16 protein-coding genes and 2 pseudogenes are annotated in these 24,349 nt (G+C 61.6%); 4 read left to right on the forward strand and 14 right to left on the reverse strand.

All coding sequences use genetic code 11. The features are described 5' to 3' along the window. Positions 1–76: 76 nt before the first annotated feature. Positions 77–1,420 (forward strand): hypothetical protein, encoded by a 1,344-nt coding sequence (locus tag ACP7DE_RS08905; protein WP_426071750.1) that lies wholly within the window; start codon positions 77–79, stop codon positions 1,418–1,420. 28 nt (positions 1,421–1,448) lie between these two features. Beyond that, positions 1,449–1,712 (forward strand): PAAR domain-containing protein, encoded by a 264-nt coding sequence (locus ACP7DE_RS08910; RefSeq protein WP_426071751.1) that lies wholly within the window; start codon positions 1,449–1,451, stop codon positions 1,710–1,712. Here ACP7DE_RS08910 and ACP7DE_RS08915 read toward each other — a convergent pair. The 10 genes and pseudogenes from ACP7DE_RS08915 to cphA (ACP7DE_RS08960) all read right to left on the reverse strand — a co-directional run bounded on the left by ACP7DE_RS08915 (position 1,709) and on the right by cphA (ACP7DE_RS08960) (position 15,254). Next, positions 1,709–3,031, reverse strand: coding sequence for an aspartate aminotransferase family protein (locus ACP7DE_RS08915; protein WP_426071752.1), 1,323 nt, complete (start codon positions 3,029–3,031; stop codon positions 1,709–1,711). The two genes, ACP7DE_RS08910 and ACP7DE_RS08915, sit on opposite strands and share 4 nt — an antisense overlap. An 80-nt stretch (positions 3,032–3,111) precedes the next feature. Further along, complete coding sequence (locus ACP7DE_RS08920; protein WP_426071753.1) at positions 3,112–4,008, reverse strand: MurR/RpiR family transcriptional regulator; 897 nt, start codon at positions 4,006–4,008, stop codon at positions 3,112–3,114. A 45-nt stretch (positions 4,009–4,053) separates the two neighbouring features. Next, positions 4,054–4,338, reverse strand: coding sequence for a hypothetical protein (locus ACP7DE_RS08925; RefSeq protein WP_426071754.1), 285 nt, complete (start codon positions 4,336–4,338; stop codon positions 4,054–4,056). 163 nt (positions 4,339–4,501) lie between these two features. Continuing rightward, positions 4,502–7,177 (reverse strand): TonB-dependent receptor, encoded by a 2,676-nt coding sequence (locus tag ACP7DE_RS08930; protein ID WP_426071755.1) that lies wholly within the window; start codon positions 7,175–7,177, stop codon positions 4,502–4,504. A gap of 225 nt (positions 7,178–7,402) precedes the next feature. Beyond that, entirely contained in the window at positions 7,403–8,098 is a 696-nt protein-coding gene (locus ACP7DE_RS08935) for an EAL domain-containing protein (protein ID WP_426071780.1), read from the reverse strand. A gap of 10 nt (positions 8,099–8,108) precedes the next feature. Continuing rightward, a pseudogene (locus tag ACP7DE_RS08940) lies at positions 8,109–9,205 on the reverse strand (diguanylate cyclase domain-containing protein); the annotation flags it as partial. Then, entirely contained in the window at positions 9,115–9,963 is an 849-nt protein-coding gene (locus tag ACP7DE_RS08945) for a hypothetical protein (RefSeq protein ID WP_426071756.1), read from the reverse strand. The gene ACP7DE_RS08945 and the pseudogene ACP7DE_RS08940, both read right to left, overlap by 91 nt. Next, on the reverse strand, positions 9,945–10,214 hold the full coding sequence (locus ACP7DE_RS08950) for a hypothetical protein (protein WP_426071757.1): 270 nt from the start codon (positions 10,212–10,214) through the stop codon (positions 9,945–9,947). Before ACP7DE_RS08950 ends, ACP7DE_RS08945 begins: the two co-directional genes overlap by 19 nt. Positions 10,215–10,418: 204 nt before the next feature. Beyond that, positions 10,419–12,989: a cyanophycin synthetase gene (gene cphA, locus ACP7DE_RS08955; RefSeq protein WP_426071758.1), complete on the reverse strand. Its 2,571-nt coding sequence runs from the start codon at positions 12,987–12,989 to the stop codon at positions 10,419–10,421. Between the two features lie 87 nt (positions 12,990–13,076). Continuing rightward, positions 13,077–15,254, reverse strand: coding sequence for a cyanophycin synthetase (gene cphA / locus ACP7DE_RS08960; protein WP_426071759.1), 2,178 nt, complete (start codon positions 15,252–15,254; stop codon positions 13,077–13,079). 473 nt (positions 15,255–15,727) lie between these two features. Between cphA (ACP7DE_RS08960) and ACP7DE_RS08965 the strand changes: the two genes are divergently transcribed. Together ACP7DE_RS08965 and ACP7DE_RS08970 are read left to right on the forward strand one after the other, a co-directional pair. Beyond that, complete coding sequence (locus ACP7DE_RS08965) at positions 15,728–18,010, forward strand: ABC transporter ATP-binding protein (RefSeq protein ID WP_426071760.1); 2,283 nt, start codon at positions 15,728–15,730, stop codon at positions 18,008–18,010. A gap of 2 nt (positions 18,011–18,012) precedes the next feature. After that, positions 18,013–18,483, forward strand: coding sequence for a DUF1854 domain-containing protein (locus ACP7DE_RS08970; RefSeq protein WP_426071761.1), 471 nt, complete (start codon positions 18,013–18,015; stop codon positions 18,481–18,483). Positions 18,484–18,621: 138 nt separating this feature from the next. Here ACP7DE_RS08970 and ACP7DE_RS08975 read toward each other — a convergent pair whose 3' ends face one another. The 4 genes and pseudogenes from ACP7DE_RS08975 to ACP7DE_RS08990 form a co-directional block, all read right to left on the reverse strand. Then, positions 18,622–21,147, reverse strand: a complete 2,526-nt coding sequence (locus tag ACP7DE_RS08975) for a TonB-dependent receptor (RefSeq protein ID WP_426071762.1) — start codon at positions 21,145–21,147, stop codon at positions 18,622–18,624. A gap of 770 nt (positions 21,148–21,917) precedes the next feature. Next, positions 21,918–22,523, reverse strand: coding sequence for a hypothetical protein (locus ACP7DE_RS08980; RefSeq protein WP_426071763.1), 606 nt, complete (start codon positions 22,521–22,523; stop codon positions 21,918–21,920). Between the two features lie 54 nt (positions 22,524–22,577). Continuing rightward, positions 22,578–24,125, reverse strand: a complete 1,548-nt coding sequence (locus ACP7DE_RS08985; RefSeq protein ID WP_426071764.1) for an AMP nucleosidase — start codon at positions 24,123–24,125, stop codon at positions 22,578–22,580. 56 nt (positions 24,126–24,181) lie between these two features. Beyond that, positions 24,182–24,349 (reverse strand): annotated as a pseudogene (locus ACP7DE_RS08990) (ISAs1 family transposase); the annotation flags it as partial.

Consider the following 24,349-nt stretch of genomic DNA (forward strand, 5'->3'; position numbering starts at 1 on the left):
TGTATTGAGCGAATGCGCACATCTATGTTGTTCTGAATGTCGACTCAAAGTACATTTCAAGAAATGGAGAATCAGCATGTCGAAATCTTTATTTTTGTATGTGGTTGTTGTGTTAATTGCACTATCCGTGTTGACTGCCTGCATGCGTTTTCGCTCAGTACCTCCTGCATCTAAGACCTCATTTAGCAAATTAGACAATATCGTAAAAGAACCGTTTGTTGCCCAAGTTGTTGGCCTGCAATGGCTAAACCCATTACAACGCAAGGACTACCCCACTGAATGGCAATTGCTATGGACCTTGGGGCTGGTGCAGCCGAATCCAAGCGACGAGATGGTCAGGGAAAAGCCTGAAAAATATTCCAAACTGCAAAGCATTGCGTCTATTGCGGTTGGAAATAATGGCTCTGAAACCTTCCGCGGCTACCACCATAAATATATCGAAGATATGTTTGATCGTTTTCATGGAGTGTATTACTCCGATCCCGAATACTTCTATAACGTCCACTCTGCCAAGGATAGGTCGCGTTGGCGCGAACTGGCCGGTATCCGTATCGAATATGCGCTGCCTGAAGATAAGCTTGATCCGGTGGAGTCTGCCGCCTTCGTACAGAACTATGTTCGTCGCATCTTTACCATCGGCAACCCAAACTTTCCTACTCTCTGGACCCGCTCCACCCCACCCGACGTCCGCATCACCATGGGCGGCCCCAACGCCGGTTTTACTTCACTTTCCGCCGCGCTCGACTATCTGCAAAGCCACCCCAAGGAAACCGTCTGGGCCATGAACTGGGATGCGCCGAGCCGGCCCAAGGACCGGCAGATCAACGAGAACCTGGTGCTACTGGTGCTGGCCGGCCCCGATTACAAGACGGAGCGCGCGCCGCTGGCGTGGCTCGGCTATCCGAGTACCAAACAGGTTGCCGATTTTGAGATCAAAAAGGGCGAGCCGCCGCGCCTGGTGCAGGCGTGGACGGCGGCCATCGAGGAGGCTGCAAGCAAGGCAAATCAAACCGAGACCGACATCGGCTATCTCATCCACGACGCGGGCAATACACATAAGGATTCGTCCGCCCGGCTCGGTGCGCTGGCGCAGACGCTCACCGTGCAATTGCCGGAATTCGATTTCCTCAAGCAAAGCTTCAATTTGACCGCCGTGCTGGGCGAGACGGGCGCGGGTACGGCCCTGACGAACGTGGCGCTGGGCATCGCTTACGCGCACCATGTCGGCAAGCCCGTGCTGGTGGCCGGCACCAGCGACCTGCTTGCCCCCGTGGCGCTGGTGGTGGCGCCGCCCGCCGTGGTGCGACCGATCCGGCCCGACAAGCCGTGGTTCCGCGCGCGCAGCGGCAACCATGCGTATCTGCCCTGGTGGGGCTTGCGCCATGATGCGCGCGAGTATTACCAGGGTTTTTCGCAATGAAGCGCCGTACTTATTCTGGGAGAAGAGCATGCGTGGCGTGATCCGTTTGAACGACCCCACCAGTCACGGCGGCAAGGTGGTGGGCGCGGCGCCGAACAGTACGGTGCTGGGCGTGGCCGTGGCGCGCAAGGGCGACCCTTGCGTTTGCCCGATAAAAGGCCACGTGCGCTGCGTGATCGCCGAGGGTGATCCGCAGGTGCTGATCGATGGCGTGCCTGTGGCCTTTGACGGGCACAAGACCAGCTGCGGCGCCAGCCTGATCTCCACCGTGGGTAACAGCGGGCGCACTTAGCGCACGCTGGCGTCGATGGCCCTGCCCAGCTTGTCGACGATTTCATCGACGTGGCTGGCGTCGATAATGTAGGGCGGCGCCAGCAGGATGTGGTCGCCGTGCAGGCCGTCGATGGTGCCGCCCATGGGGTAGCACATCAGTCCGTTTTGCATGGCGTGCTCCTTGATGCGCGCGTGCAAGCGGCGGGCCGGATCGAACGGCTGCTTACTGGCGCGGTCCTGCACCAGTTCCAGCCCCAGGAACAGGCCGCGGCCACGGATGTCGCCCACCTGCGCATGGCTGTCGAAACGCGCATGCAGCCGCTCTTGCAGCAAGCCACCCATGGCGCGCACATTGGCCAGCAAATCGCGTTCCTCGATCTGCTGTTGCACGGCCAGGGCTGCGGCGCAGGCGGTGGCGTGGCCAATGTACGTGTGGCCGTGCTGGAAGAAGCCCGTGCCGGCGCGGAGGGTGTCGCGGATGTCTTTGGATACCATCACGGCGCCGATGGGCTGGTAGCCGGCGCCCAGGCCCTTGGCGATGCAGATCAGGTCGGCAGTGATGGTTTCCTGCTCGCAGGCGAACAGGCTGCCTGTGCGGCCCATGCCGCACATGACTTCGTCGAGGATCAGGAGGATGCCGTGGCGCTGGCAGATGTCGCGCATGCGCTGGAAGTAGCCGGTGACGGCGGGCAGGGCGCCGGCCGTGGCGCCGACGACGGGTTCAGCGATGAAGGCCATGACGTTGTCCGCGCCCAGTGCGGCGATATTGTCTTCCAGTTCCTGGCCCAGGCGCGCCACGTAATCGCCGTCCGTTTCATAGGCCGGCTGGTCGCGGTAAGCATAGCAGGGAGACACATGGGTGACGCCGATCAGCAGCGGCTCGAACTGCTGGCGGCGCCAGGCGTTGCCGCCCGTGGCCAGCGCGCCCAGGGTGTTGCCGTGGTAGCTCTGGCGGCGGGCGATGATGTGGCGGCGCTGCGGCTGCCCCCGTTCGACGAAATACTGGCGCGCCAGCTTGAGCGCGCTTTCCACCGCTTCCGAGCCGCCCGAGACGAAATACACGCTGTCGATACCGTTTGGTGCCCTGGCGACGAGGAAATCGGCCAGCTGCTCCATCGGTTCGGTGGTGAAAAAAGAGCTATGCGCGTACGCCAGCGTGGCAATTTGCCGCTGCACTGCGGCGATCACGGCCGCATCCGCATGGCCGAGGCACGAGACTGCCGCGCCGCCGCAGGCATCCAGGTAGCGCTTGCCATTGGCATCGATCAGGTAAGGGCCATCGCCTCCTGCGGCGACGGGATAACTGGCGGTCAGGCTGCGGTGGAAGACATGGCTCATGGCATCGCTTTCTTATCGGCATGGGGATGGCCGATTATAGAATGCTGTGCACTGTATTACAACGTGTGATGTATCTATTTTTAATTTACATCATTCGATGTTTTTGCGTAGGCGCCCAGCGCCCGCAACTGATTTTCCGCCGCGCCGATGGCGTGTACAGCATCAGGCCCGGCGCGCGCCACCAGCAATTCCACCAGGCTTTCCACGGCGGCGACGCCGGCCACGATGGAAGGGAAGAACGAGGGGCTGTCGACGGCGATGACGATGCTGGCGTCAGCCTGCAGGGCCAGCGGCGACATGGCGCTGTCGCTGATGGTGACGACCTTGCAGCCGGCCCGGCGCGCCGTCTGCGCCACCAGCAGCGCTTCGCTGGAATACGGCGCGAAGCTGACAACGACGACGGCTTCGTCCGCTTGCAGGGCACGCAAGTCCATTTCCAGCGTGCCGCCCTGGCCGCTCAGCAGCTGCACGCTGGGGCGCAGCAGGCGGTACAGGTAGTGCAAGGTGTAGGCGATGGGGTGGGCGGCGCGAAAGCCGGCCACGTGCACGCGGGGCGCCGCCTGTAGCAGGCTGGCGGCCGCATCCAGGGCGGCATGGTTGGCGCTTTCCGTGGCGGCAAGGTTGTGCTGCTGCTGCGCGAATACTTCGCTGACCAGGTCGCGCTCTTTGCCCTCTTTGCCGGCCAGCGCACCGGCCTTTGCCGCATAGCCGGCCGGTCCCGCGCGCAGGCGTTCGACGAAGATGGCTTTGAGTTCCGGCCAGCCGGCAAAGCCCAGTTGCTGCGCCAGGCGCACCAGGGCGGCCGACTGCACCTGCGCGCGCGCGGCGATGCTGCGCATGGATGACACGGCCACCTCGTCCGGATGATCGGCCAGGTAGCGGGCGCCGGCCTGGAATTGCGGACTCAGTTCCGCATGACGCGCCTTGATCAGGGCCATCAGTGCCGCATAGGGGTCGTGGGGTGTCGCTGCCTGCATCGCCGTGCCTCAAATGAATAGGTTGCGGCGATGGTACAGGATTCGTCAGCGTGCCGGTAGCGGCAAGCCTGACGCCAGCGCAGCCGTGCGCGGACGCAGGCGGGCAAACAGGTGCGGCCCGGCCGGTGTGCGGCGTGGTCCCGTCGTCAGCACGCGCAAGGCGGTGGGCAGCGGCACGTCGTGGCAATGCAGGAACAGCGCGGCGGCGCCCGTGCCGGCCATTTCCTGCAGGGCCAGCGCATGCTCGACCAGCGCCGCCGTGCGCATGTCGAGCCGCACCGGGATGTCGGGTTGAAATAACTGTGCATCGACGTGTCGTGCATCGCGCATGCTGTCCCCGCCGGGTTCGCTAGTCAAGCTGCCAGCATAAAAGCGCCCCGGCGGCGCCACCTTGCGTCAGATCACTCCAATGTCGGATAGATGCCACAAGGCAACGCCAACCGTTACCGGCTGGCGCTAAAAACCCTCGCAAGGAAGAAAGGGTGGGGACTGGCTAGTAGCTCCAGCGGACTGAGATACCTACAACCTTGTCATAGCGCCGCACATCACGCACATAATCCGGCGTGTCGTGGTAGTCGCGGTAGGTCGAATCGAGCAGGTTGTTGGCGTCCAGGGTCACCGTGGTGTGCGGGGTGAGCTTGTACGATACCGACGCGTCCAGGGTCTTGGTGGGTGCCACGGTCAGGTGCATGCCTTTGCCGCGGTAGTTGTAGTCATCGACATATTTGTCGCGCCAGCTGTAGGCCAGGCGCGCCGACCACGCTCCCTGCTCGTACAGGCCGACGATATTGGCCGACCACTTCGACATGCCCGTGAACGGATGCACGCTGCCATTCAATTCTTCCAGCTCGCCCGTCATGTAGGTGGCGTTGGCTTGCAAGCCCAGGCCGCTCATCCAGCCCGGCAGCTTGTCGTAGAACTGCTGGTAAGCCATTTCCAGGCCTTGCAGGTGGCCCTTCGAGGTGTTGCGCGGACGCGTGATGTCATACACGATGCCGCCATAGGTTTCCTTGGCCGAACCGGACAAAATGTAATTCTTGAAGTTGTGGCGGAACACGGTGGCCGTGACGGAGCCCGTTTGCGCGAAATACCATTCCAGCGCCACATCGAGGTTCTTGCCTTCCACGGGTTTGAGGTCTGGATTGCCGCCGTTTCCCGTCGGGCGCACCATCTCCAGGCTCTGGCCCAGGCTCACGCCCGGGTTGAAGTCGGCGAAGTTGGGGCGCTGCACGGCCTTGCCGGCGGTCATGCGGGCGATCAGGTCCTGGCGCAGCATGGCTTTCAAGGTCATGCTGGGCAGCACGTCCGTATCTGAAGTCTTCACGCGCACCGGTGTGACGATGCCGTTTTGCGAAGAGTTGCCTTGCAAGTCCTGCTTGGTCTGTACCACGCGCACGCCCAAGGTGCCGTCGATTGGTACTTGCGCCAGTTCAAAGCCGATGCGCGTCTTGCCGTAGACGGCATTGGTTTTTTCCACATCCTTGTAATGGCTCATCGGATCGTCCGGGCTGCGTTCGCTGCTGCCCGTATACAGCTGGCGCAGCACGCCCGTGTTATTGAGCATGAAGTCGCGGCATGGCGTGAGCCAGCTTTGCAGGCCGAAGTTGCCTGTGTTCTGGTGCGAAGTGCAGGCCAGGCCGGGCAGGGCATCGGCGTACATGGTCGACGTCAGGCCGCCCTGGCCATTCTTTTCGCGGATCGATTCGGCCTTGCGCTTGGCCATGCGCACGCCGCCCGAAAATTCGCGGAAGAAGCCCGTGCTGTTCATGTCGTACGTGGCATCGGCGCGCCAGTCGGTCGAGCTGCCTTCGTCGTGGCTGTGGTTATCGTAGAAGCCGAGCAGGGTGTAGTTCTTCGGATCGGTCATGTTGTAACCGGGGTAGCTGATTTGCGCGCCGCCGTTGACGTTCGTGCTGCCGATGATGCTGGTCGGATGGGCGAGGAAGTCGAGGATGGGGAATTCGCGCTCGAAGTTGCTGACCGTGCGCGCCAGTTCGGTGGTGGCGCGCAACTGCGGCGTGATATCCCAGCGCGCGCCGATGGCGCCTTGCGAGCCGATCGAGCGGTCGCGCCGCGCCTGGGTCGAGCCAAGCGTGAATGGCGACTGCTGACCATTGATCTTGCCCACCGTCGCTGCCTGACTGGTGCCGGGGATCAGGGTGATGTCCGGGTTCTGGCCCCAGGGCAGCGAACCGACGAAGAACTGGCTGTCGAACGCATGCTTGATCAGGGTCGACATGCCTTCCGCATACACTTCCACCTGCGAGTTCGGGCGCCACTGGAAGGCGGCATTTGCCGCGTAGCGCTTGCGGTCGCCCACGGTCGGGATCATGCCGACGGAATCGGGACCCGTGATGTTGCCCGCCTCCGGGCGCTTGACGGGTTCGGCGTTCCAGATCGTCTCGTCATAGTATCTGCCGCGCTGGTAGGACAGGCCGAGCAGGGCGCCGAATTCGCCGTACGGGGTTTTCCAGCGGTTCGAGAGCATGCCGCTGACGTTCGGGTCCGTCGAGCCGGATTTGTCGCGGTACTCGGCGCGCACGTTGCCCGATGCCGTGTAGCCCTTGAAGTCGAACGGGCGGTTGGTGCGCACGTCGATCACGCCGGCCGTGCCGCCTTCGACCATGTCGGCTCCCTGCGATTTGTACACGTCCACGCGCTGCAGCATGGCCGTCGGAATGTCGGCCAGGTACAGGCTGCGGCCCACTGAGGTAAACATTTCGCGGCCGTTGAGCAAGGTCACCACGCCGGGCAAGCCGCGGATGATGACGGTGCCCGCTTCGCCGCTCTCGCGGCGGATCTGCACGCCCGTCACGCGGCCGAGGATTTCGGCCACGTTCTTGTCGGGGAATTTGCCGATTTCATCGGCGACGATGGAGTCGACCACCTGATCGTTGTTTTTCTTGATCGTCTGTGCGCTTTGCGCTGCCCTGCGCACGCCGGTGACGGCGACGACGGCGATGCCGGCATTGTCGGCTGGCGTTGCGGCATGCGCGGGTGCTGCCGGTGCAGTTTCTGCCACCGGTGTCTCCACGGCGGGCGCTTGTTGCGCCCAGACGGAAGCGCTGCTCAGCAAGCCCGCGCCGGCCAGCGCGGCCACCGTGGCCTTCAAGGTCAGTCGTGTGTTTTGCTTGGGCGTGCGGGTGCCTGTTGCCATCCATTGGTTCATCTTGTCTCCACCTGTATTTTAGTTATGTTGAGAACGCTGCGGCAGTCGCCGCCAGAGCTGAAACTTGCTCAAGAAACATGGTAGAGGGAATGACTTTGCCCCACAAATGACTTCTTTTGCGATGTCAATACCAATTCCGGTATCCCTGCAGCATTCATGCGCCTTGGCGGCGCACCACGCGTTGTCGAATCCGGTGCCCGCGTTGCGGGCGCTCCACAGGAGGTGTCAGGCGGCGTAAGGCGCGGCGCTTTGCGCCAGCCAGGCCATGAAGTGCGCCTGCGGCATGGGCCGGGCAAAATAGTAGCCTTGCAATTCATCGCAGCCGGCATGGCGCAGCACGTCGGCATCGGCCGCGCTTTCCACGCCCTCGGCGGTGACCGTCAAGCCGAGGGTATGGCCAAGGCCGATGATGGTTTTCGTCACCGCCAGGTTTTGCGGCGAACCGTGGATATCCTGCACGAAGCTCATGTCGATTTTCAGCTTGTCGAGCGGGAAGCGGCACAGGTAGTTCAGGCTCGAATAGCCGGTGCCGAAATCGTCGATCGACAGGGCAAAACCCAGTGCCTTGATGGCACGCAGGGTGGCGATGGTGTCGTCCACATTGTCCATCAGGATCGATTCGGTCAGTTCGAATGCGATCTGTCCTGGCGTGACGGGAAACTCGCGCAGCACTTCGCGCAAGGTGGCCACCAGGCCGCCGCTTTTCAGCTGGATGGCCGACAGGTTGATCGACACGGCGATGTCGCCTTTGCCGGCCTCGCGCCAGGCCAGCTGTTGGCGACAGCACCAGTTCCTGCCGCTCGATGGCGTGGCGCAGATCGCTTTCCAGGTGCAGCTGCTGCAATTGCTGCTCCTGCATCTGCGGCGTGAACATGCGCGCACGGTCGCGCCCGCCGCTCTTGGCCTGGTACATGGCCGCATCGGCGTGGCGCATCAGGGGATCCATGTCGTCGCCGTGATCCGGGTAAATGGCCACGCCCACACTGCACGAGACATACAGCTCGCTGCCTTCGACCTGGTGCGGCTGGCGCATGGCCGGTATCAACCGGGTGTCGAGCAGGGCGACGATGGCTGCGGCATCGCCGATGCCGTTGAGGATGACGACGAATTCATCGCCGCCCAGGCGGCTGACGGTATCGCCTTCGCGCACCAGCTGCAGCAAGCGCGCCGCACCGATTGCAGCAGCGCGTCGCCCACGTGGTGGCCCAGCGCATCGTTGACGTGCTTGAAGCGGTCCAGGTCGACGAACAGCACGCCCACCTTTTCGCCGCTGCGGCGCGCCTGCGCGATGGCGGCCGCCAGGCGCAGTTTCGACACGTGGCGGTTCGCCAGGCCCGTCAGCGCGTCGTGGTGGGCCAGGTGCTCGATCTGCCGCTCGCTGGCCTTGCGTTCGCTGATATCGAGCGAGCTGGCGATGAAATGCGTGGTGACGCCATCGAGGTCGCGCACGGCGTTCATTACCAGCCAGGCCGGATAGCTTTCCATCGACTTGCGCTGAACCCGGATCTCGCCCTGCCAGTAGCCGCGCCGCGCCAGGGTCTGACGCAGGCTGTCGAGCTGCTCATGGCTGTTTTGCTGCGATAGCAGGAAGGCCGGGCGCTTGCCGATCAGCTCCACCATGTCGTACAGCGCGTGGCGGCGGAAGGCCTGGTTGACGGTGATGATGCGCATGTCGGCATCCATCACGATCAGGCTTTCGGCCGATGCCTCGAACACCTTGGCCCACAGTTCCAGGCGTGACTCCATCAGCTTCATCTTGTTGATCGGCGTGAAGGTCGACAGCACGGCGCGCTGGCCCTGGTAATCGATCAGGCGCGCGGAAATCAGTGCCCAGGTGGGCGTGCCGCCGCCGCTCCAGCACACCTCGAATTCATCGACGGCGCCCAGGTCGCTCAAGCGCTGGAAGAAGCGCGAACGGGCTTGCGGACGCATGCCGCTCACCCACGGGTCCAGTTCCAGGCCGCCCTGCCACGCGTGCGCGGCCTGGTTCGCGTGCAGCACCTGGTGATGCGGGATCGAGGTGACCATCCACGGGATGGGAATGGCGTCGACCAGCTGGCGCTGCGCATCGGCCGCACTGGCGCGCGCCACCAGTTCCTGCTGCGCCATGCGCTGGAAGTCGAGCTGCTGCAGCATGGTATTGAAGGCGCTGACCAGGCGCCCCGTTTCGTCCTCGCTGTCCCAGATGGCGCGCAGGCTATGGTCGCCCGTTTCGCGCACCTCCTGCGCCACGCGCGCCAGGCACGCTGCAGGGCCGCGACGGCGGCCGCATCGTGCCTTGCCAGCGCCGTGCAGCCGGCCGCATGGGCAGGTGCGCCGGCCAGCGCCAGGGTACTGGCGCGTAACTGCGCCACGGCTTGCTGCAGGGTCGCGCGCGAGCCGTCAAGGTGTTTGCGCAGCAGCGGCGTGCTGGCCGCGAACGCCTCCGCATAGTCGCTGCCGATACCGCCCATGGTGGCATCCATGTGCCCTTCCAGGATCAGGAACTGGGTCTGCAGGCGTTGGCGCTGCGCGCCTTCGGCCGTGGCCAGTTGCAGGGCCAGGGCGCGCATGCTGTTGATCACTTCCAGCAGCTCGGGAAAGCGCAGGATCACCAGCGACATCGTGTAATAGCTGTCCAGGTCCGGGTCGAGGATCAGATTCGACTGGTTGCCCACGCGCGTGAGCAGTGCGCGTCCGGCGACGAAGGCGGGCGAGGGCGCGATGCTGTCGTCCGGCGCAGCGGGAGCACCACCGGCCTGGCGCAGCAGGGCGGCAAATTGCGCATTCAGTTCGGCGCTGCGCATGTCCGCGCCGAGCTGCGTTTGGCCTGCTCCGCGGCCGCGGCTCGCGCGCCCAGTTGCGCCGCGCTGCGCGTCAGGGGCAGCAGCGTATCGCGGATGGCGGCGATGTAGGCATTGTCCGCCATCTCCTTGCGGAAAAAGTCGATGGCGATGTATTTTTCGTTGATGAGGATACCGGAAATGAAGATGACGGCAGACAGATCGAGCAAGTAGATCAGCGCCAGTTTACGCCCTACCGTCAATTTCCCGATCATGCGCGAGATTCTGCCCACCATGCGTGCACCACCTTCTCGTCAGCCAAGTTTGTGTTTTCTTATGAGCAATTTCCATGCCCGAATTTACAAGCTTGCCAGGTCGATACAAGGTGTTTTTGCACCATGCCGGTGCGTGGCTGGACACAGCGAGCGCCAATAAAAAGGGCGGCCCGCAGGCCGCCCTCGTGCGCAGAGACGCCGCGATCAGGCTTCGGCGACGCGCTTGGCGATGTGCGCCAGCGCTTCTTCCACCTGGTCGATCAGGATCAGGCACAGATCGCCTTCATTCAAACGCGCCAGGGCCTTGTCGATGGCGACGAATTCGCCGTTGATTTCATCGATATGGCTGGTGCGCTTGGCGCCGTTCAATCCCTGGCGCAGCAAGGCCACGACTTCGCCGTCGGCGCGGCCGCGCTGGCACTGGTCTTGGTACAGCAGCACGTCGTCGAAGGCGGCGCCGAGGATTTCCGTCTGCTGGCGAATATCTTCGTCGCGGCGGTCGCCGGCGCCGCTGATGACCACCGAACGGCGCTTCGCCGGCATGCTTTCCACGGCCTGCACCAGCGCCAGGATGGCGTCCGGATTGTGGCCGTAATCGGCGATCAGGGTGGCGCCCTTGTAATCGAAGACGTTGAAGCGGCCGGGCGCATTGTCGGCTTCATTGGCAAAGGTTTTCAAGCCCAGCGCGATGGTTTTCCAGTCCAGGCCCACGGCCCAGGCGGCGGCCAGCGAGGCCATGACGTTGTCGACTTGGAAGCCGATGGCGCCATTGCGCGTGATCGGCACTTGCGACAGGGCGATTTCGTGACGCTCCTTGCCCTGTGCCGCGACCAGCTTGCCGTCTTCCACGTACACCACGCGGTTGCCCTGTGCGCGGTGGGTGGCCATCACGGGATGCGTCTTGTCGGCGGCGAAGAAGGTCACCGTACCGCTGCAATTCTTGGCCATGCGCGCGACGGCGGGGTCGGTGGCGTTCAGGACGGCCACGCCGCTGTCGGCCACGTTCTGCACGATCACGCGTTTCAGCACCGCCAGGTCTTCCACGGTGGTGATGTAGTTCAGGCCCAGGTGGTCGCCGGCGCCGATATTCGTCACCACGGCGACCTGGCAGCGGTCGAAGGCCAGGCCTTCGCGCAGCATGCCGCCGCGCGCCGTCTCGAACACGGCCGCGTCCACGTCAGGGTGCAGCAGCACGTTGCGCGCGCTGCGCGGACCGCTGCAGTCGCCGCTGTCGATCTGGCGCCCTTCGATGTACACGCCATCCGTGTTGGTCATGCCCGTGCGCAGGCCGGAGGTGGTGAGCAGGTGGGCGATCAGGCGCACGGTGGTGGTTTTGCCGTTGGTGCCCGTAACGGCAACGACGGGGATGCGGCCATCGTCGCCCTCGGCGAACATGGCGGCGATGATGGCTTCGCCAACGGGGCGCGGCTTGCCGAACGACGGCGCCAGGTGCATGCGCAAGCCCGGTGCGGCGTTCACTTCGACGATGCCGGCGTTTTGTTCTTCCAGCGGTTTGAGAATGCTCTCGGAGACCACGTCCACGCCGCAGATGTCCAGGCCCACCATATGCGCGGCCGCGACGGCGCGCGCCGCCACTTCCGGGTGCACGTCGACGGTGACGTCGGTGGCCGAGCCGCCCGTCGACAGGTTGGCGTTATTGCGCAAAATCACGCGCTGGCCCACGGGCGGCACCGATTCGGCCACGTAGCCCTGCTTGGCCAGGCTGGCCAGGGCGATGTCGTCAAAGCGGATTTTCGTCAGCGAGGTGGCGTGGCCGCTGCCGCGGCGCGGGTCCAGGTTGACCTGATCGACCAGTTCGCGCACCGTGTGCTGGCCGTCGCCCACCACTTGCGGCGGGTCGCGGCGGGCCGCTGCCACCATCTTGTTGCCGATGACGAGCAAACGGAAATCGTGGCCTGGCAGATAGCGCTCGACGAGGATATCGTCGCGGAATTCCTGCGCCGCGATGAAGCCGGCCGTCAGCTGTTCGCGCGTGGTGACATTGACGGTCACGCCCTTGCCCTGGTTGCCATCTTTGGGTTTAACGACGACCGGCAGGCCGATCTCGCAGGCGGCGGCCCAGGCGTCGTCCACGTCGATGGCGACACGGCCTTGCGGCACGGGCACGCCGGCAGAATCGAGCAGTTTTTTCGTCAGTTCCTTGTCTTGCGCGATGGCTTCGGCAATCGCGCTGGTGCCATCCATTTCGGCGGCCTGGATCTTGCGCTGCTTGCTGCCCCAGCCGAACGTCACCAGGCTGCCTTCGGTCAGGCGGCGGAACGGGATGTTGCGCGCCACGGCGGCGTTGACGATGGCACCCGTCGAAGGCCCCAGGCGCACGTCTTCATCGAGTTCCTGCAACTGGTGCAGGGCACCGGTCAGGTCGAACGGCGCATCGTCCAGCGCTGCGCGGCACAGCTGCTGCGCCAGTTCCAGGGCCAGGCGGCCGACGGCTTCTTCCGAGTATTCGACGACGACCTGGAAGATGCCCGTTTCCAGGGTCGGCGTGGTGCGGCTGAAAGTGACGGGGCAACCGGCTTGCGCCTGCAGGCCCAGCGCCGCCAGTTCCAGCACCTGCGCCATCGGCGCGGCGTTGTAGTTGCCCAGCGGCTGCAACGGGCTCAGTTGCGGAAAGCGCGCGCGCAGGCGGGCTTCGAAGCCGGGCAACTGGGCAATGTCGAGTTCCTGCGTGGTGCAGGAAACAATGGCTTCCACGGCGGTGTCGTGGCTCCAGAGGTTAGGGCCCCGCAAGGCCCGTACGCGAGATACTTCCATAATTAAACCGTAATCCTGTTGTGTTCTTGTGGGCCCGGCCATGCTGGCCGGGCTTGAGTGCTGCTATGCCTGTACCTTGGTTGCCGATTAGTTGCCGATGCAGCCAGGGGCCGCGTCGAAGGTGCGCAGGCCGGCGCAAATCAGGTCGACGGGCAGGTTCATGGCCCAGGCGGCCGCCGCGACGGCCAGCACGCTGTCGACATTGCCGGCCGTGGCCGGTTTCAGCAGGTCCAGGCACAGCAAGACCGTTTCGATGCCGCCTTCGGCCAGCACGATATGGTTGCCGCGCACGAACACGGCGCGCTGGCCGGCAGCCAGCTGCGCCGCGATGGCGGCCAGGCTGCCATCCTGCGCATACAGGGTCACGCTGCCGTCGCACAGCTCGGCCAGTTCCAGCACGTGCGCGTTGGCGGCGTTCAGCACGGCCACGCCCGTCGGCACCACCACGTCGACCTGGCTGCGCACAGCCTTGTACAGGCCCGCTTCATCCAGCACGTCGAAATCCTTGACGCTATCGAGGCTGCCCATGTCGGTGACGATGCCGATCTGGCACTTGTCGTAGGCCAGGCCTTCGGCCAGGATCATGCGCGGATTGCTCTCGAACAGGGCCGTCTGCACGGTGCGGTTGAGCAGCAGGCGCTGGCCCGCGTCCCAGTTCACGCAATCGTTGCTGACGACACGGCGCTGGTCCAGGTACATGCCTTCGCTGCAAACGGCGCCCGTGTGTAGGCCCGACAGGTTGAGCAGTTTGCACAGCATGCGCACGATCAGGCTGGCGCCGCGCGTGCCCGTCACGCCGATCAGCGGAATGCGGCCTGTTTCCTCGGAGGCGAACAGATGGTCGACGATGGCCGCGCCGACGGGGCGCGGCTGGCCCACGCCCGGCTTGATGTGCGCCAGCAAGCCAGGGCTGGCATTGACTTCGATGATGGCGCCGCGCTGCTCTTCCAGCGGACGCGTGATGTCGGTGGTGACCAGGTCGATGCCGGCGATATCCAGGCCCACCACGCGGGCGGCCAGCAAGGCCGCATGCACGACGGATGGATGCACGTCGTCGGTGACATCGATGGCCACGTTGCCGTTCGGCTGGATCAGCACTTTCTGACCCGCCTGCGGCACGGACAGGGCGGTCATGCCCTGGCGCTGTAGTTCCAGCACGATTTCGCCCGATTCATGCGGCTTGACGGTACCCAATGGAAAATCTTCGCCTTCGCCGCGGCGCGGATCGATATTGATTTGCGCGTTCACCAGTTCCAGCACGGTGGAGACGCCGTCGCCATCGACCCACAGCGATTCGCCCTTGGCGGCCGCGATCAGCTTGTTGCCAACGACGAGCAGACGGTGTTCGTCGCCCGTGATGAAGCTTTCCACCAGCACGGCCGAGCTGTCGCCCTTGCGCGCGGCCAGCTCGTAGGCCGCCTTGACGTCGCTTTCGGTCATCAGGTTCAGCGACACGCCGCGGCCATGGTTGCCGTCATACGGTTTCACCACGACGGGCACGCCGATGTCCTGCGCTTCTTCCCAGGCCGCTTCGGCGCTGCGCACCAGACTGCCCTCGGGCACGCGCACGCCGCACGATTTGAGCAGGAATTTGGTCAAGTCCTTGTCGCTGGCGATGCCTTCGGCAATCGCGCTGGTGCGGTCCGTTTCGGCCGTCCAGATGCGGCGCTGCGCGGCGCCGTGGCCCAGTTGCACCAGATTGCCGTCATTCAGGCGCAGCGACGGGATGCGGCGCTCGGTCGCCGCATCGACGATGCTCGCCGTGCTCGGGCCCAGGCAGCGCGCGTCGACCAGCTCGCGCAGAGGCGCCAGGGCCGCTTCCAGGTCGTAGGCTTCATTGTTGATGGCGGCCATCAGCAGTTCGCGCGCGGTAGCCAGGGCGGCACGGCCCACGTGTTCTTCGCGCGTGCGGAAGGCCATCTTGTAGATGCCGCGCTGGCTGGTCGAGCGCGTCTGGCCGAAGCCCGTGCGCATGCCGGCCAGGTTTTGCAATTCCAGCACCACGTGTTCGAGGATGTGGGCCGACCATGTGCCTTCGCGCAGGCGCTCGAAAAAGCCGCCCCGTTCACCCACGCCGCAGCGGTGCTCGATCATGCCGGGCAGCCACGCCACCAGGCGCTCGTACAAGCCGGGCAGGGTATTCGATGGGAAATCTTCCAGTTCGCCGATGTCGACCCAGGCTTCAATCACCGGGCGGTAAGTCCAGATGTTGGGGCCGCGCAAGTGGGTGACGCGGACAAATTCGATGTTCTTCTTCTTGATCATGTAAGTGGTTTCTTGATAACAGGCCAGGCGTCTGGGCGCCAGATACTTTATGTTGGCTCTACAGGGTCTTTTCAGGCTCGTGCTTGGTTCTTTATCCCGGGTATGCGCAGTGTGCCACTTTTAGTGGCCACTTGTCGCGTTTGCTTCTCGTATTCTGCTGGTGTTGCCATACTAATTGTTACTAAATGTTGCCTTGCTTGTCAGATAGTTACCGTCTCGTATCAAAGTAGGGCCATTTGCGCAACAGCTTCCTGTTGTATACTTGCAAAAGCGCAGCGGCTATCCGGCATTTCCCGATTGTTTCCCATCCATTCCTTACCGGCATGCGTCCATTCGATACAATACAGGAAATTGCCACTGGTACATCCGCCAGCCGCCATCGCGCAGCACACAAACACTGATCGGGCGTCTGCCCCATCCCCCCCAAATCCCGCCCCTGAAGGGCTTGGCTACGAGCCGGAGTATGCTTTACGATGACAACTGAACTGAGTGTTCCTGCAACAACTATTCCCCTCACCTCACTGCCGGCGCCTGTAGCAGAAGCCTGGCTGGCGGAAGTGGAAAAGAATCTTTCTCCAGGGGAGAACGTTTTAAGTAGCGTTGAGGTTGACCTCGATGCGCGATTACGTTTCACAAAAGGCATAATTGTTGTCACCGAGAAGCGTTTGCTGGCCCGTTCACCGGGCGATACCGCCTGGAACAGCTGGTCTTTCCGCCCCGGGCTGCGCCTGACGCACCATGACCACGCCGGTGTCGGCCACCTGGAATTGTTCGACGACCATGGCCGCCTGGCCTCGTGGCGTTTTACCCTGGGACAGAACCTGCACGCGATCCGCGTGCTGGAGCAGTTTGTCGAACGCCTCGACAGCCACCTGACGGGCCAGCCCGTGCTGGAAGCTGAGCAGGAAGTGTGTCCCAGCTGCAAGGCGCCGCTGGAGCCGGAGCAGGAAGAGTGCCCGATCTGCGCCAAGGTGCTGTACACGCCGCCATCGACCTGGACCCTGTTCCGCCTGTGGCGCTTCGCCCACCCTTACCGTGGCCAGCTGGCCCTGGGCTTCATGCTGATGCTGCTGAGCACTGCCGCGCACATGATTCCGCCTTACCTGACAGCGCCGCTGATGGATAATGTGCTGATCCCGTACCAAAACGGCAAGCATATCGACCCGTGGCTGGTGGTGTACTACATGAGTGGTTTACTTGGCTCGGCCTTGCTGGCCTGGCTGCTGGGTTGGGGCAAGACCTATGTGCTGGCCCTGGTGTCCGAACGCATGGGCGCCGACCTGCGCTCGGCCACGTATGAACACCTGATGAAACTGTCGCTGGAATTCTTTGGCGGCAAGCGCACGGGCGACTTGATGGCGCGCATCGGCAGCGGCAGCGACCGCATCTGCGTCTTCCTCTCGCTGCACCTGCTCGATTTTGCCTCCGACGTGCTGATGATTATCATGACGGGCGTCATTTTGTGGTCGATGAATCCATGGCTGGCCATCATGACCCTGGCGCCGCTGCCCTTTATCGCCTGGATGATCCACCTGGTGCGCGACCGTTTGCGCACGGGCTTTGAAAAGATCGACCGCGTGTGGAGCGAAGTGACCAACGTGCTGGCCGATACTATCCCCGGCATCCGCGTGGTGAAGGCGTTTGCGCAGGAAAAACGCGAAGCGGCCCGTTTCCGCGACGCCAACGCGCACAACCTGGCCGTCAACGACAAATTGAACAAGGTCTGGTCGCTGTTCTCGCCGACCGTGTCCTTCCTGACGGAGATGGGCTTATTGGTCATCTGGTGCTTCGGGATCTGGCAGCTGTCGCGCGGCGAAATCACCGTCGGCGTGCTGACCGCCTTCATCGCCTACAGCACGCGCTTCTATGGCCGCCTCGACTCCATGAGCCGGATCGTCTCCGTGACGCAGAAATCGGCTTCCGCCGCCAAGCGCATCTTCGACATCCTCGACCACGTGTCGAGCGTGCCGGAACCGGCGCAACCGGTGAAACTGGAGAAGATCGAAGGCAGGATCGATTTGCGCGAAGTCGGTTTCCGCTACGGCAACCGGGCTGTCAACCGCGGCATCACGCTGAACATCAAGGCGGGCGAGATGATCGGCCTGGTGGGCCACAGCGGTTCGGGCAAGAGCACCCTGGTCAACCTGATTTGCCGTTTCTATGACGTGTCCGAAGGCGCGATTTTGCTCGACGGCGTCGACATCCGCTCGTTCGCAGTGTCCGACTACCGCCGCAATATCGGCCTGGTGCTGCAAGAACCGTTCCTGTTCTTCGGCACCATCGCGGAAAATATCGCTTACGGCAAGCCGCACGCGACGCGCCAGGAGATCATCGCCGCCGCGCGCGCCGCGCATGCGCACGAATTCATCCTGCGCCTGCCGCAAGGCTACGATTCGATGGTGGGTGAGCGTGGCCAGGGCTTGTCGGGCGGCGAACGCCAGCGCATCTCGATTGCCCGCGCCCTGCTGATCGATCCGCGCATCCTGATCATGGATGAAGCGACATCGTCGGTCGATTCGGAAACGGAAAAAGAAATCCAGAAGGCGCTGGACAACCTGGTGCAGGGCCGCACGACGATCGCCATCGCGCACCGGCTGTCGACCTTGCACCGTGCCGATCGCCTGGTGGTGCTGGACCGCGGCCAGATCGTCGAAGTGGGCAGTCACGATGAATTGATGGCGAAAGAGGGCGCCTATTTCCGCCTCTACGAAGCACAGGCGCGCAACAACGAACTCGCCCTGGATGACAAGGAATAAGCATGGCCAGTACAACTTTTACATTAAGCCGCGACACCTTTGGCAAGCTGGTGATGACGGCCGAAGACGGCCAGATCTTTGAAGGTGTGGCGCCCGTGCGCGCCTTTCCCATCCAGTCGCCCGACGAAGGCATTTCGCTGGTGCTGGGTAATGGCAAGGAAGTGGCGTGGATCGAATGCCTCTACGCCTTGCCGGAACCGGCGCGCAGCCTGCTGCAGGAAGAGCTGGAAGGGCGCGAATTCATGCCCGAGATTGCGCGCGTGAAAAGCGTTTCCAGCTTTGCCACGCCGTGCACCTGGCACGTCGACACGGACCGGGGCGAGACACAGTTCGTGCTGAAAGGCGAAGAAGACATCCGCCGCATCGGCGCCACGTCGCTGCTGATCGCCGATAACCACGGTATTCATTTTTTGATACGCGACATGTTCAATATCGACAAGACGACGCGGAAGATACTCGACCGCTTCCTGTAAGTTTCGGGCTTACTCGAAAACCGCTGCTTGCAGCGGTTTTTTTTCGTCTGCAAGGCGTAAAAAAGCCGCATGAATTGCTTCATGCGGCTTGGGGAAAGGCAGAGACAGCCTGTTTCAGGCTGTCAACTCAAGACTTCATCAAAGGAACTTGTAGCCTGCGCCGATGTAGAAATAGCGGCCACGGGCATTGTACAATTGGGCAAAGCCCAGGGTGCCGTACTGATTGGTCGAACCCATGACGCTATAAGGCGGCATGCGGTCGAACAGGTTTTTCACGCCGGCCGACAAGGTCAGGTTTTTCATCACCACGTATTGACCCGTCAAGTCCACTTCGGTGTGCGAAGGAATCGTACGCGTGCCTGGTTTGATTTCGTCGCGGCGCAGGTCCGAGTCGATCATGTCGCCCGTGGTGCGCACGACTACGGAACCCGATACATTGTCCTTTTCCAGGCTGGCCGTGAGGGTATTGCGGTACTTCGGATTCATGTAGGTCTTGAGCGTGCTTTGCAGCTTATCGCTGGTCGTATCCTGCGTTTCCTGCTTGGTGTACACGGTTGCGGCATTGCGCAGCGTGAATTTACCGAACATCGTTTGCGGCGATGTGTAGCGGATATCCGTATCGACACCCTGAATCTTGGTGGATGCCAGATTCTGGTTGTTCAGCAAGATGCGCGCTTCGCCATCCTTGATCTCATAGTTGCCCAGTTTGATCGCCTTGAGTTCCGTCAAGGTGCTGATTTCATTTTTCTTATCGATACGGAAGTAATCCACGCTGACGGTCAGCGAATTGACTGGCGAGAATACCATCCCCAGATTGTAGGTCTTGCCCGTCTCAGGTTTCAGGTTCGGATTGGAACCGGTGACCTGGTAGTAAGGGAAGTTGCTGCAAGCACCTGCCAAGGATGGGAATGCTGCGCAAATTTCCTGATCATCCGTCGAATTGGCGCCGGCATCGATGCCGCCGAACATTTGTTTCAGCGAAGGCGCAAGGAAACTGCCCGCGTACGATGCACGGAACATCAGCGTATCGAGTGGTTGGTAGCGCAAGGCCACTTTCGGGCTGGTCTTGCTGCCGACCTTGGAGATGTCGTCGTAACGCAGCGCGAGCTGGGCTTCGACATTTTTGATGAACGGAATCGACAGTTCGCCAAAAACGCTCTTCGTATTGCGATCCGCCTTGACGGCAGCTTGCTGGATGCTGCCGAACACCAAGCCATCGATCTGGTTCTGGTCGGGCTGATCGCTCAGCGATTCCTTGTTGTAGGAAACGCCAACAGCGTAGGCCATCGCACCGCCTGCCAGGTCCATGATAGGGGCGGATGCCTTGGCGTTGAAGAAGGTCATTTCCGACTTGCCTTCGCGTGATGGCGAGATGCGAATTTTGTCCACTTCCGATTGCGGGTTGTTGTTGCTTGCTGGATTGATCAAGCCTTGTTCAATCGCCTTGTTGAACAGTACGCTTTGTGCGTAGTTCGAGTCGTGATTGCTGGCTTTGCTGATACCCTTGCCGATGGCCACATCCCAATCGATGCCGCGGGTCGTCCCTTCCAGGCCAGTCGAAAACTGGGTCAGCGTGCCTTTGCGTTTCGTGGTGCGCGGCCCCATCTGCATGAAGCGTCCCAATACCGTGTTATTGCCAGAGACGAACGCGCCCGGGGCCGGCTGGGCTTCAAAATTATCCTTGTTTTCCGAATAGGTTAATTCGGCAAAAGCGCGAATATCATTGTTGACCTTGAAGCTGCCGATCAACATGCCGCTGACGCGGTCGGCGCCATTGATGGAGGTCAGAATATTTTTGTTAAAGTCGAAACGGCAGCTGCCATTCTGCAAATCGGCAGGGGCGCACGGTACCAGTTGGCCACCGCTAGTAATGTTGCCGTTTGGCGAGTAGCCGCTACGGCCATCGATACCGCCAGGGAAGCGGCGGAAGTCAGCTGAGCTGGTCAGGTCGCGGTCCTTGCGATAGATGGGATCGCGCTTGAGCACGTCAACCGTTGCCAACACGTTGAAACCTTGCTCATCGTAATCGCCGAAGCCGTAGACCAGGCTTGCTGTTTTTTCCTTGGCGTCGGAACGCGAGCTTTGGCCGTAGCTCGCTTTCGTCTCCAGACCCTGGTAATTTTTCTTGGTAATAAAGTTCATTACGCCAGCGACGGCATCGGCACCATAGATGGCCGAGCCGCCATCTTTCAGGATTTCAATGCGCTCCAGCGCGCCAAGAGGAATGACGTTGACGTCGACAGCGGCACCGGCGCCGGAACCATCGGCCAGCGCATTGGTTGGCAGGCGGCGGCCGTTCAGCAGGATCAGCACGTTGCGTTCGCTCAAACCGCGCATCTTGATGTTGGTCGTTCCCGAACCCGAAGGCGAGTTTGCACTCAGTTCACCTTGGTCATTGATGTCGATCGAGGCGAGGTTTTTGACCAACTCAGCAACGCTGGTAGCGCCGGTGCGTTCAATGTCTTTCTTCGTGTAGATTTCGACGGGGGCTGCGGTTTCCGCATCCACGCGCTTGATGGCGGAACCGGTGACAACCACGCGCTGCAATTTCTCGTCAGCCTTGGCTTCCTGGGCCTGGGCGGCCTGGTGCATGAAACCTGCGCTCATGACCAAAGTGCCGGCAAACATCATGCGCAAGGATTTGCTTAATTTCTTTTCAATCATTGTCTATCCTCCAACTAGGAAACTTTAGTTTCTTTAGGGTTTTAGTTAGCTATTTGAAATTATTTTCAAAATTACCATGTTTATAAATCTAGTAGCCTATATTTACAATTCATCAGACCATTTTTCGCCTTAGGCTGTCAAGAAAGCTTCGCTTTTTGTGTATGGATTCTTTATTCAAAGAATGCCGCTGGAAGAAAGTGATTTACGTATGGCAGGAAATTATATAATTCCAATTGTTAAATAAATTAAATTTATCATTTTTGCAAAAAAAGCATGGATAGTTTTGTTTTTCTATGAGGGCGATCTAGGAGTATGTTGTTTTTTTGTGACTATACACTCTACAGGTGCGACGCTTGCCTCCGGCCCACCGCCACCGCTTCAGGCGAAAAAAAAGCAACTCGCCGGTGTACTGCCGTTCAGTTAAGACTGAACGGCATTTTTATTTTCAGGGTTGTAAACGCATGAAGAGCTTGATCCGGCTGGAAATGGTGAAAGGGGCATTGGCAGTGAAATTCGACCTCACCGAAATCAGCTTTGTACGGCCTTCCACGTCATCCAATATGAGCTGCACTGGACAGCCATCGTGCGCTTCTACGGCAATTTGCCTGCCTTGATGGAATGCCTGCGTCAGCGGCTAGGCGACCTCCTGAATGAAGAACGGCCCGGCCGAGAATTCGACCGGGCCGTCAAAGCCGTGCCTCAGCGCTAAAGCGTTCGTGTCTTAAAACGTGACATTAACTGAACGGTGCTACGCATGTGGCGCCGTTTTTTTACTTCCTTCTATTTGCCTCATACTCTCTGCGTATGGAGACCATCTGGTCTTTCACGCAGGACAGCATGGCATCGTGATCTTCATCCGCGAGTTTTTGCGAGAACTGGATGATGGTCTGGCTGCGCTGGTTCGGGTACTCGATGGAAATCTGCATCTCTTCCCCTTCGATCAGATTCATCAACTGCTTGCTGGCCGGGATGAGATCGGCCGTGCCGGCCATATGCCCCTGTTTGCCGGACGCCTGGATGTCCCGCGCATGCAAGGCTACACCGTTGTCCTTCCTAGCGATCCAGAATCCCGTAGGACGGGGTATTGCTTTTTGCTTTCCTGCCGGTTTTGGCGTACCTGGATCGCTCAGTTGCCCTGCATCGATGTGACCGCTAAATGTCGAGGCTGAGACATAGAACTGGAATGCATATGTTTCAAGTTTCTTGTCGATGACAACGGCAATGGTGGCATCCAGCCCGCAGATGTCAATGCCGTGCGCATTACTTTCTACTAGCGGCTGTAGCAACATGTAGATGGGGGTGGCGGTGGTTTGTGCCAGCGCCGGTACCGACAAGCCCAATGCCAGGGCGAAAGGGATGCTGTGGAGTAGGTTCATGTATTGTTCTTGAAATGAATGGCGGACCCGGTGGTCCGCCGGACAGGGTAATGATTACTGAAACGCCACTTCCGCAAAGCTGCGTAATTTGCGGCTATGCAGCCGGTCTACGCCCTGGCGGCGCAGCAGTTCCACGGCGCGGATGCCGATGCGCAGATGCTGGTCGACCCGTTCGCGGTAGAAGTGATTGGCCATGCCGGGCAGCTTGATTTCGCCGTGCAGCGGCTTGTCGCTCACGCACAGCAGGGTGCCGTACGGGACGCGGAAGCGGAAGCCGTTGGCGGCGATGGTGGCGCTTTCCATGTCCAGCGCGATGGCGCGGCTCTGGCTGAAACGGCGCTCCGGCGTGCGCTGCGGCAGCAGTTCCCAGTTGCGGTTGTCCGTGCTGGCCACGGTCCCCGTGCGCATGATGTGTTTCAGGTCATGTCCCGTCAGTTGGGTGATTTCCGCCACCGCCGTTTGCAGCGCCTGCTGGATTTCCGCCAGCGGTGGGATCGGCACCCACAGCGGCAAGTCTTCGTCGAGCACATGGTCTTCGCGCACATACGCATGCGCCAGCACGTAGTCGCCCAGGCTTTGCGTGGTGCGCAAGCCGGCGCAATGACCGAGCATCAGCCAGGCGTGCGGGCGCAGCACGGCGATATGGTCGGTAATGGTTTTCGCGTTGGCGGGACCGACGCCGATATTGACCATGGTGATGCCGCTGCCGTCGGCGCGCAGCAGGTGGTAGGCGGGCATCTGCGGCAGGCGCGGCGGCGCGGCGCCCAGCGCATCCTCGCTTTCGACGGTCTGGCCCACGCGGCGCGTGACCACATTGCCCGGTTCGACAAAGGCGACATAGCCATCGTCGTCCGAGGGCGTGGCTGCATCGGGCGCGCGGTCCATCATGGCGTGGCCCAGGCGGATGAATTCGTCGATGTAGAACTGGTAGTTGGTAAACAGGACGAAGTTCTGGAAGTGTTGCGGCGAGGTGCCGCTGTAATGGCGCAGGCGCTGCAACGAGTAATCGACGCGCGGGCCCGTGAACAGGGCCAGCGGCTGCGCTTCGCCGTGCGCCGGTTCGTGCGTGCCGTTGGCGATGCCATCGTCCATGGCCGACAGGTCGGGCAGGTCGAACAGGTCGCGCATGGCCAGGCGGCGGCCCGCATCCATATTGCCTTCGATATGGTCATGCTCGGCGAACGAGAAATGCACGGGGATCGGCTGGGCGCTCACGCCCACTTCCAGTTGCACCTTCTGGCCGCTGTTATGGTTTTTCAGCAGCAGGGTGAACTGGTCGAGGTAATAGTCGCCAAACAGATCGGGGCGCGTCAGGGTGGTTTCAAATACGCCGGGACCGGCGACAAAGCCGTAGGCCAGCGGCGAGTCGGCGCGCGCCACGGTGTCGGTCTGGATGCGCACGAAGGGGTAGCAGGCGCGCACTCTTTCGTGCATGTCTTCGCCGGCGACAAAGCGCTGCAGCGCGTCGCGCAAGTGTTCGATGCTGCTGCGGTAAATGGCTTGCACCTGTTCCAGCGCCAGGCGTGGATCGTCGAAGCGGGAGGAGGCGATGAAGGGGGGCGTAAGCAAGCGGATTCTCCTTGAGCGGTTCGTGCATACCATTGTAAGGCAGTAGGGCAACTCTTGTCGGTGCATCTCCAGGGCGATTGCATGAAGCATCAAGTCGGTAAGCCCAAGACCTTGGCAAGATAGTCGGCACTCCAGCCAGCTTTTAAGCGTTTGGTAGCGATGCCGACCTTGGTCGACTTTTCATTTTTCAGCAAGTTCAGGGCGATTCGGCGCAAGATGGCAAAGTTTTGTGCTCCTTCACCGACCCGGATGCGGCA

It is taken from the genome of Janthinobacterium sp. DSP2-3-3 (assembly GCF_049897325.1).
Classification (GTDB): domain Bacteria; phylum Pseudomonadota; class Gammaproteobacteria; order Burkholderiales; family Burkholderiaceae_D; genus Janthinobacterium.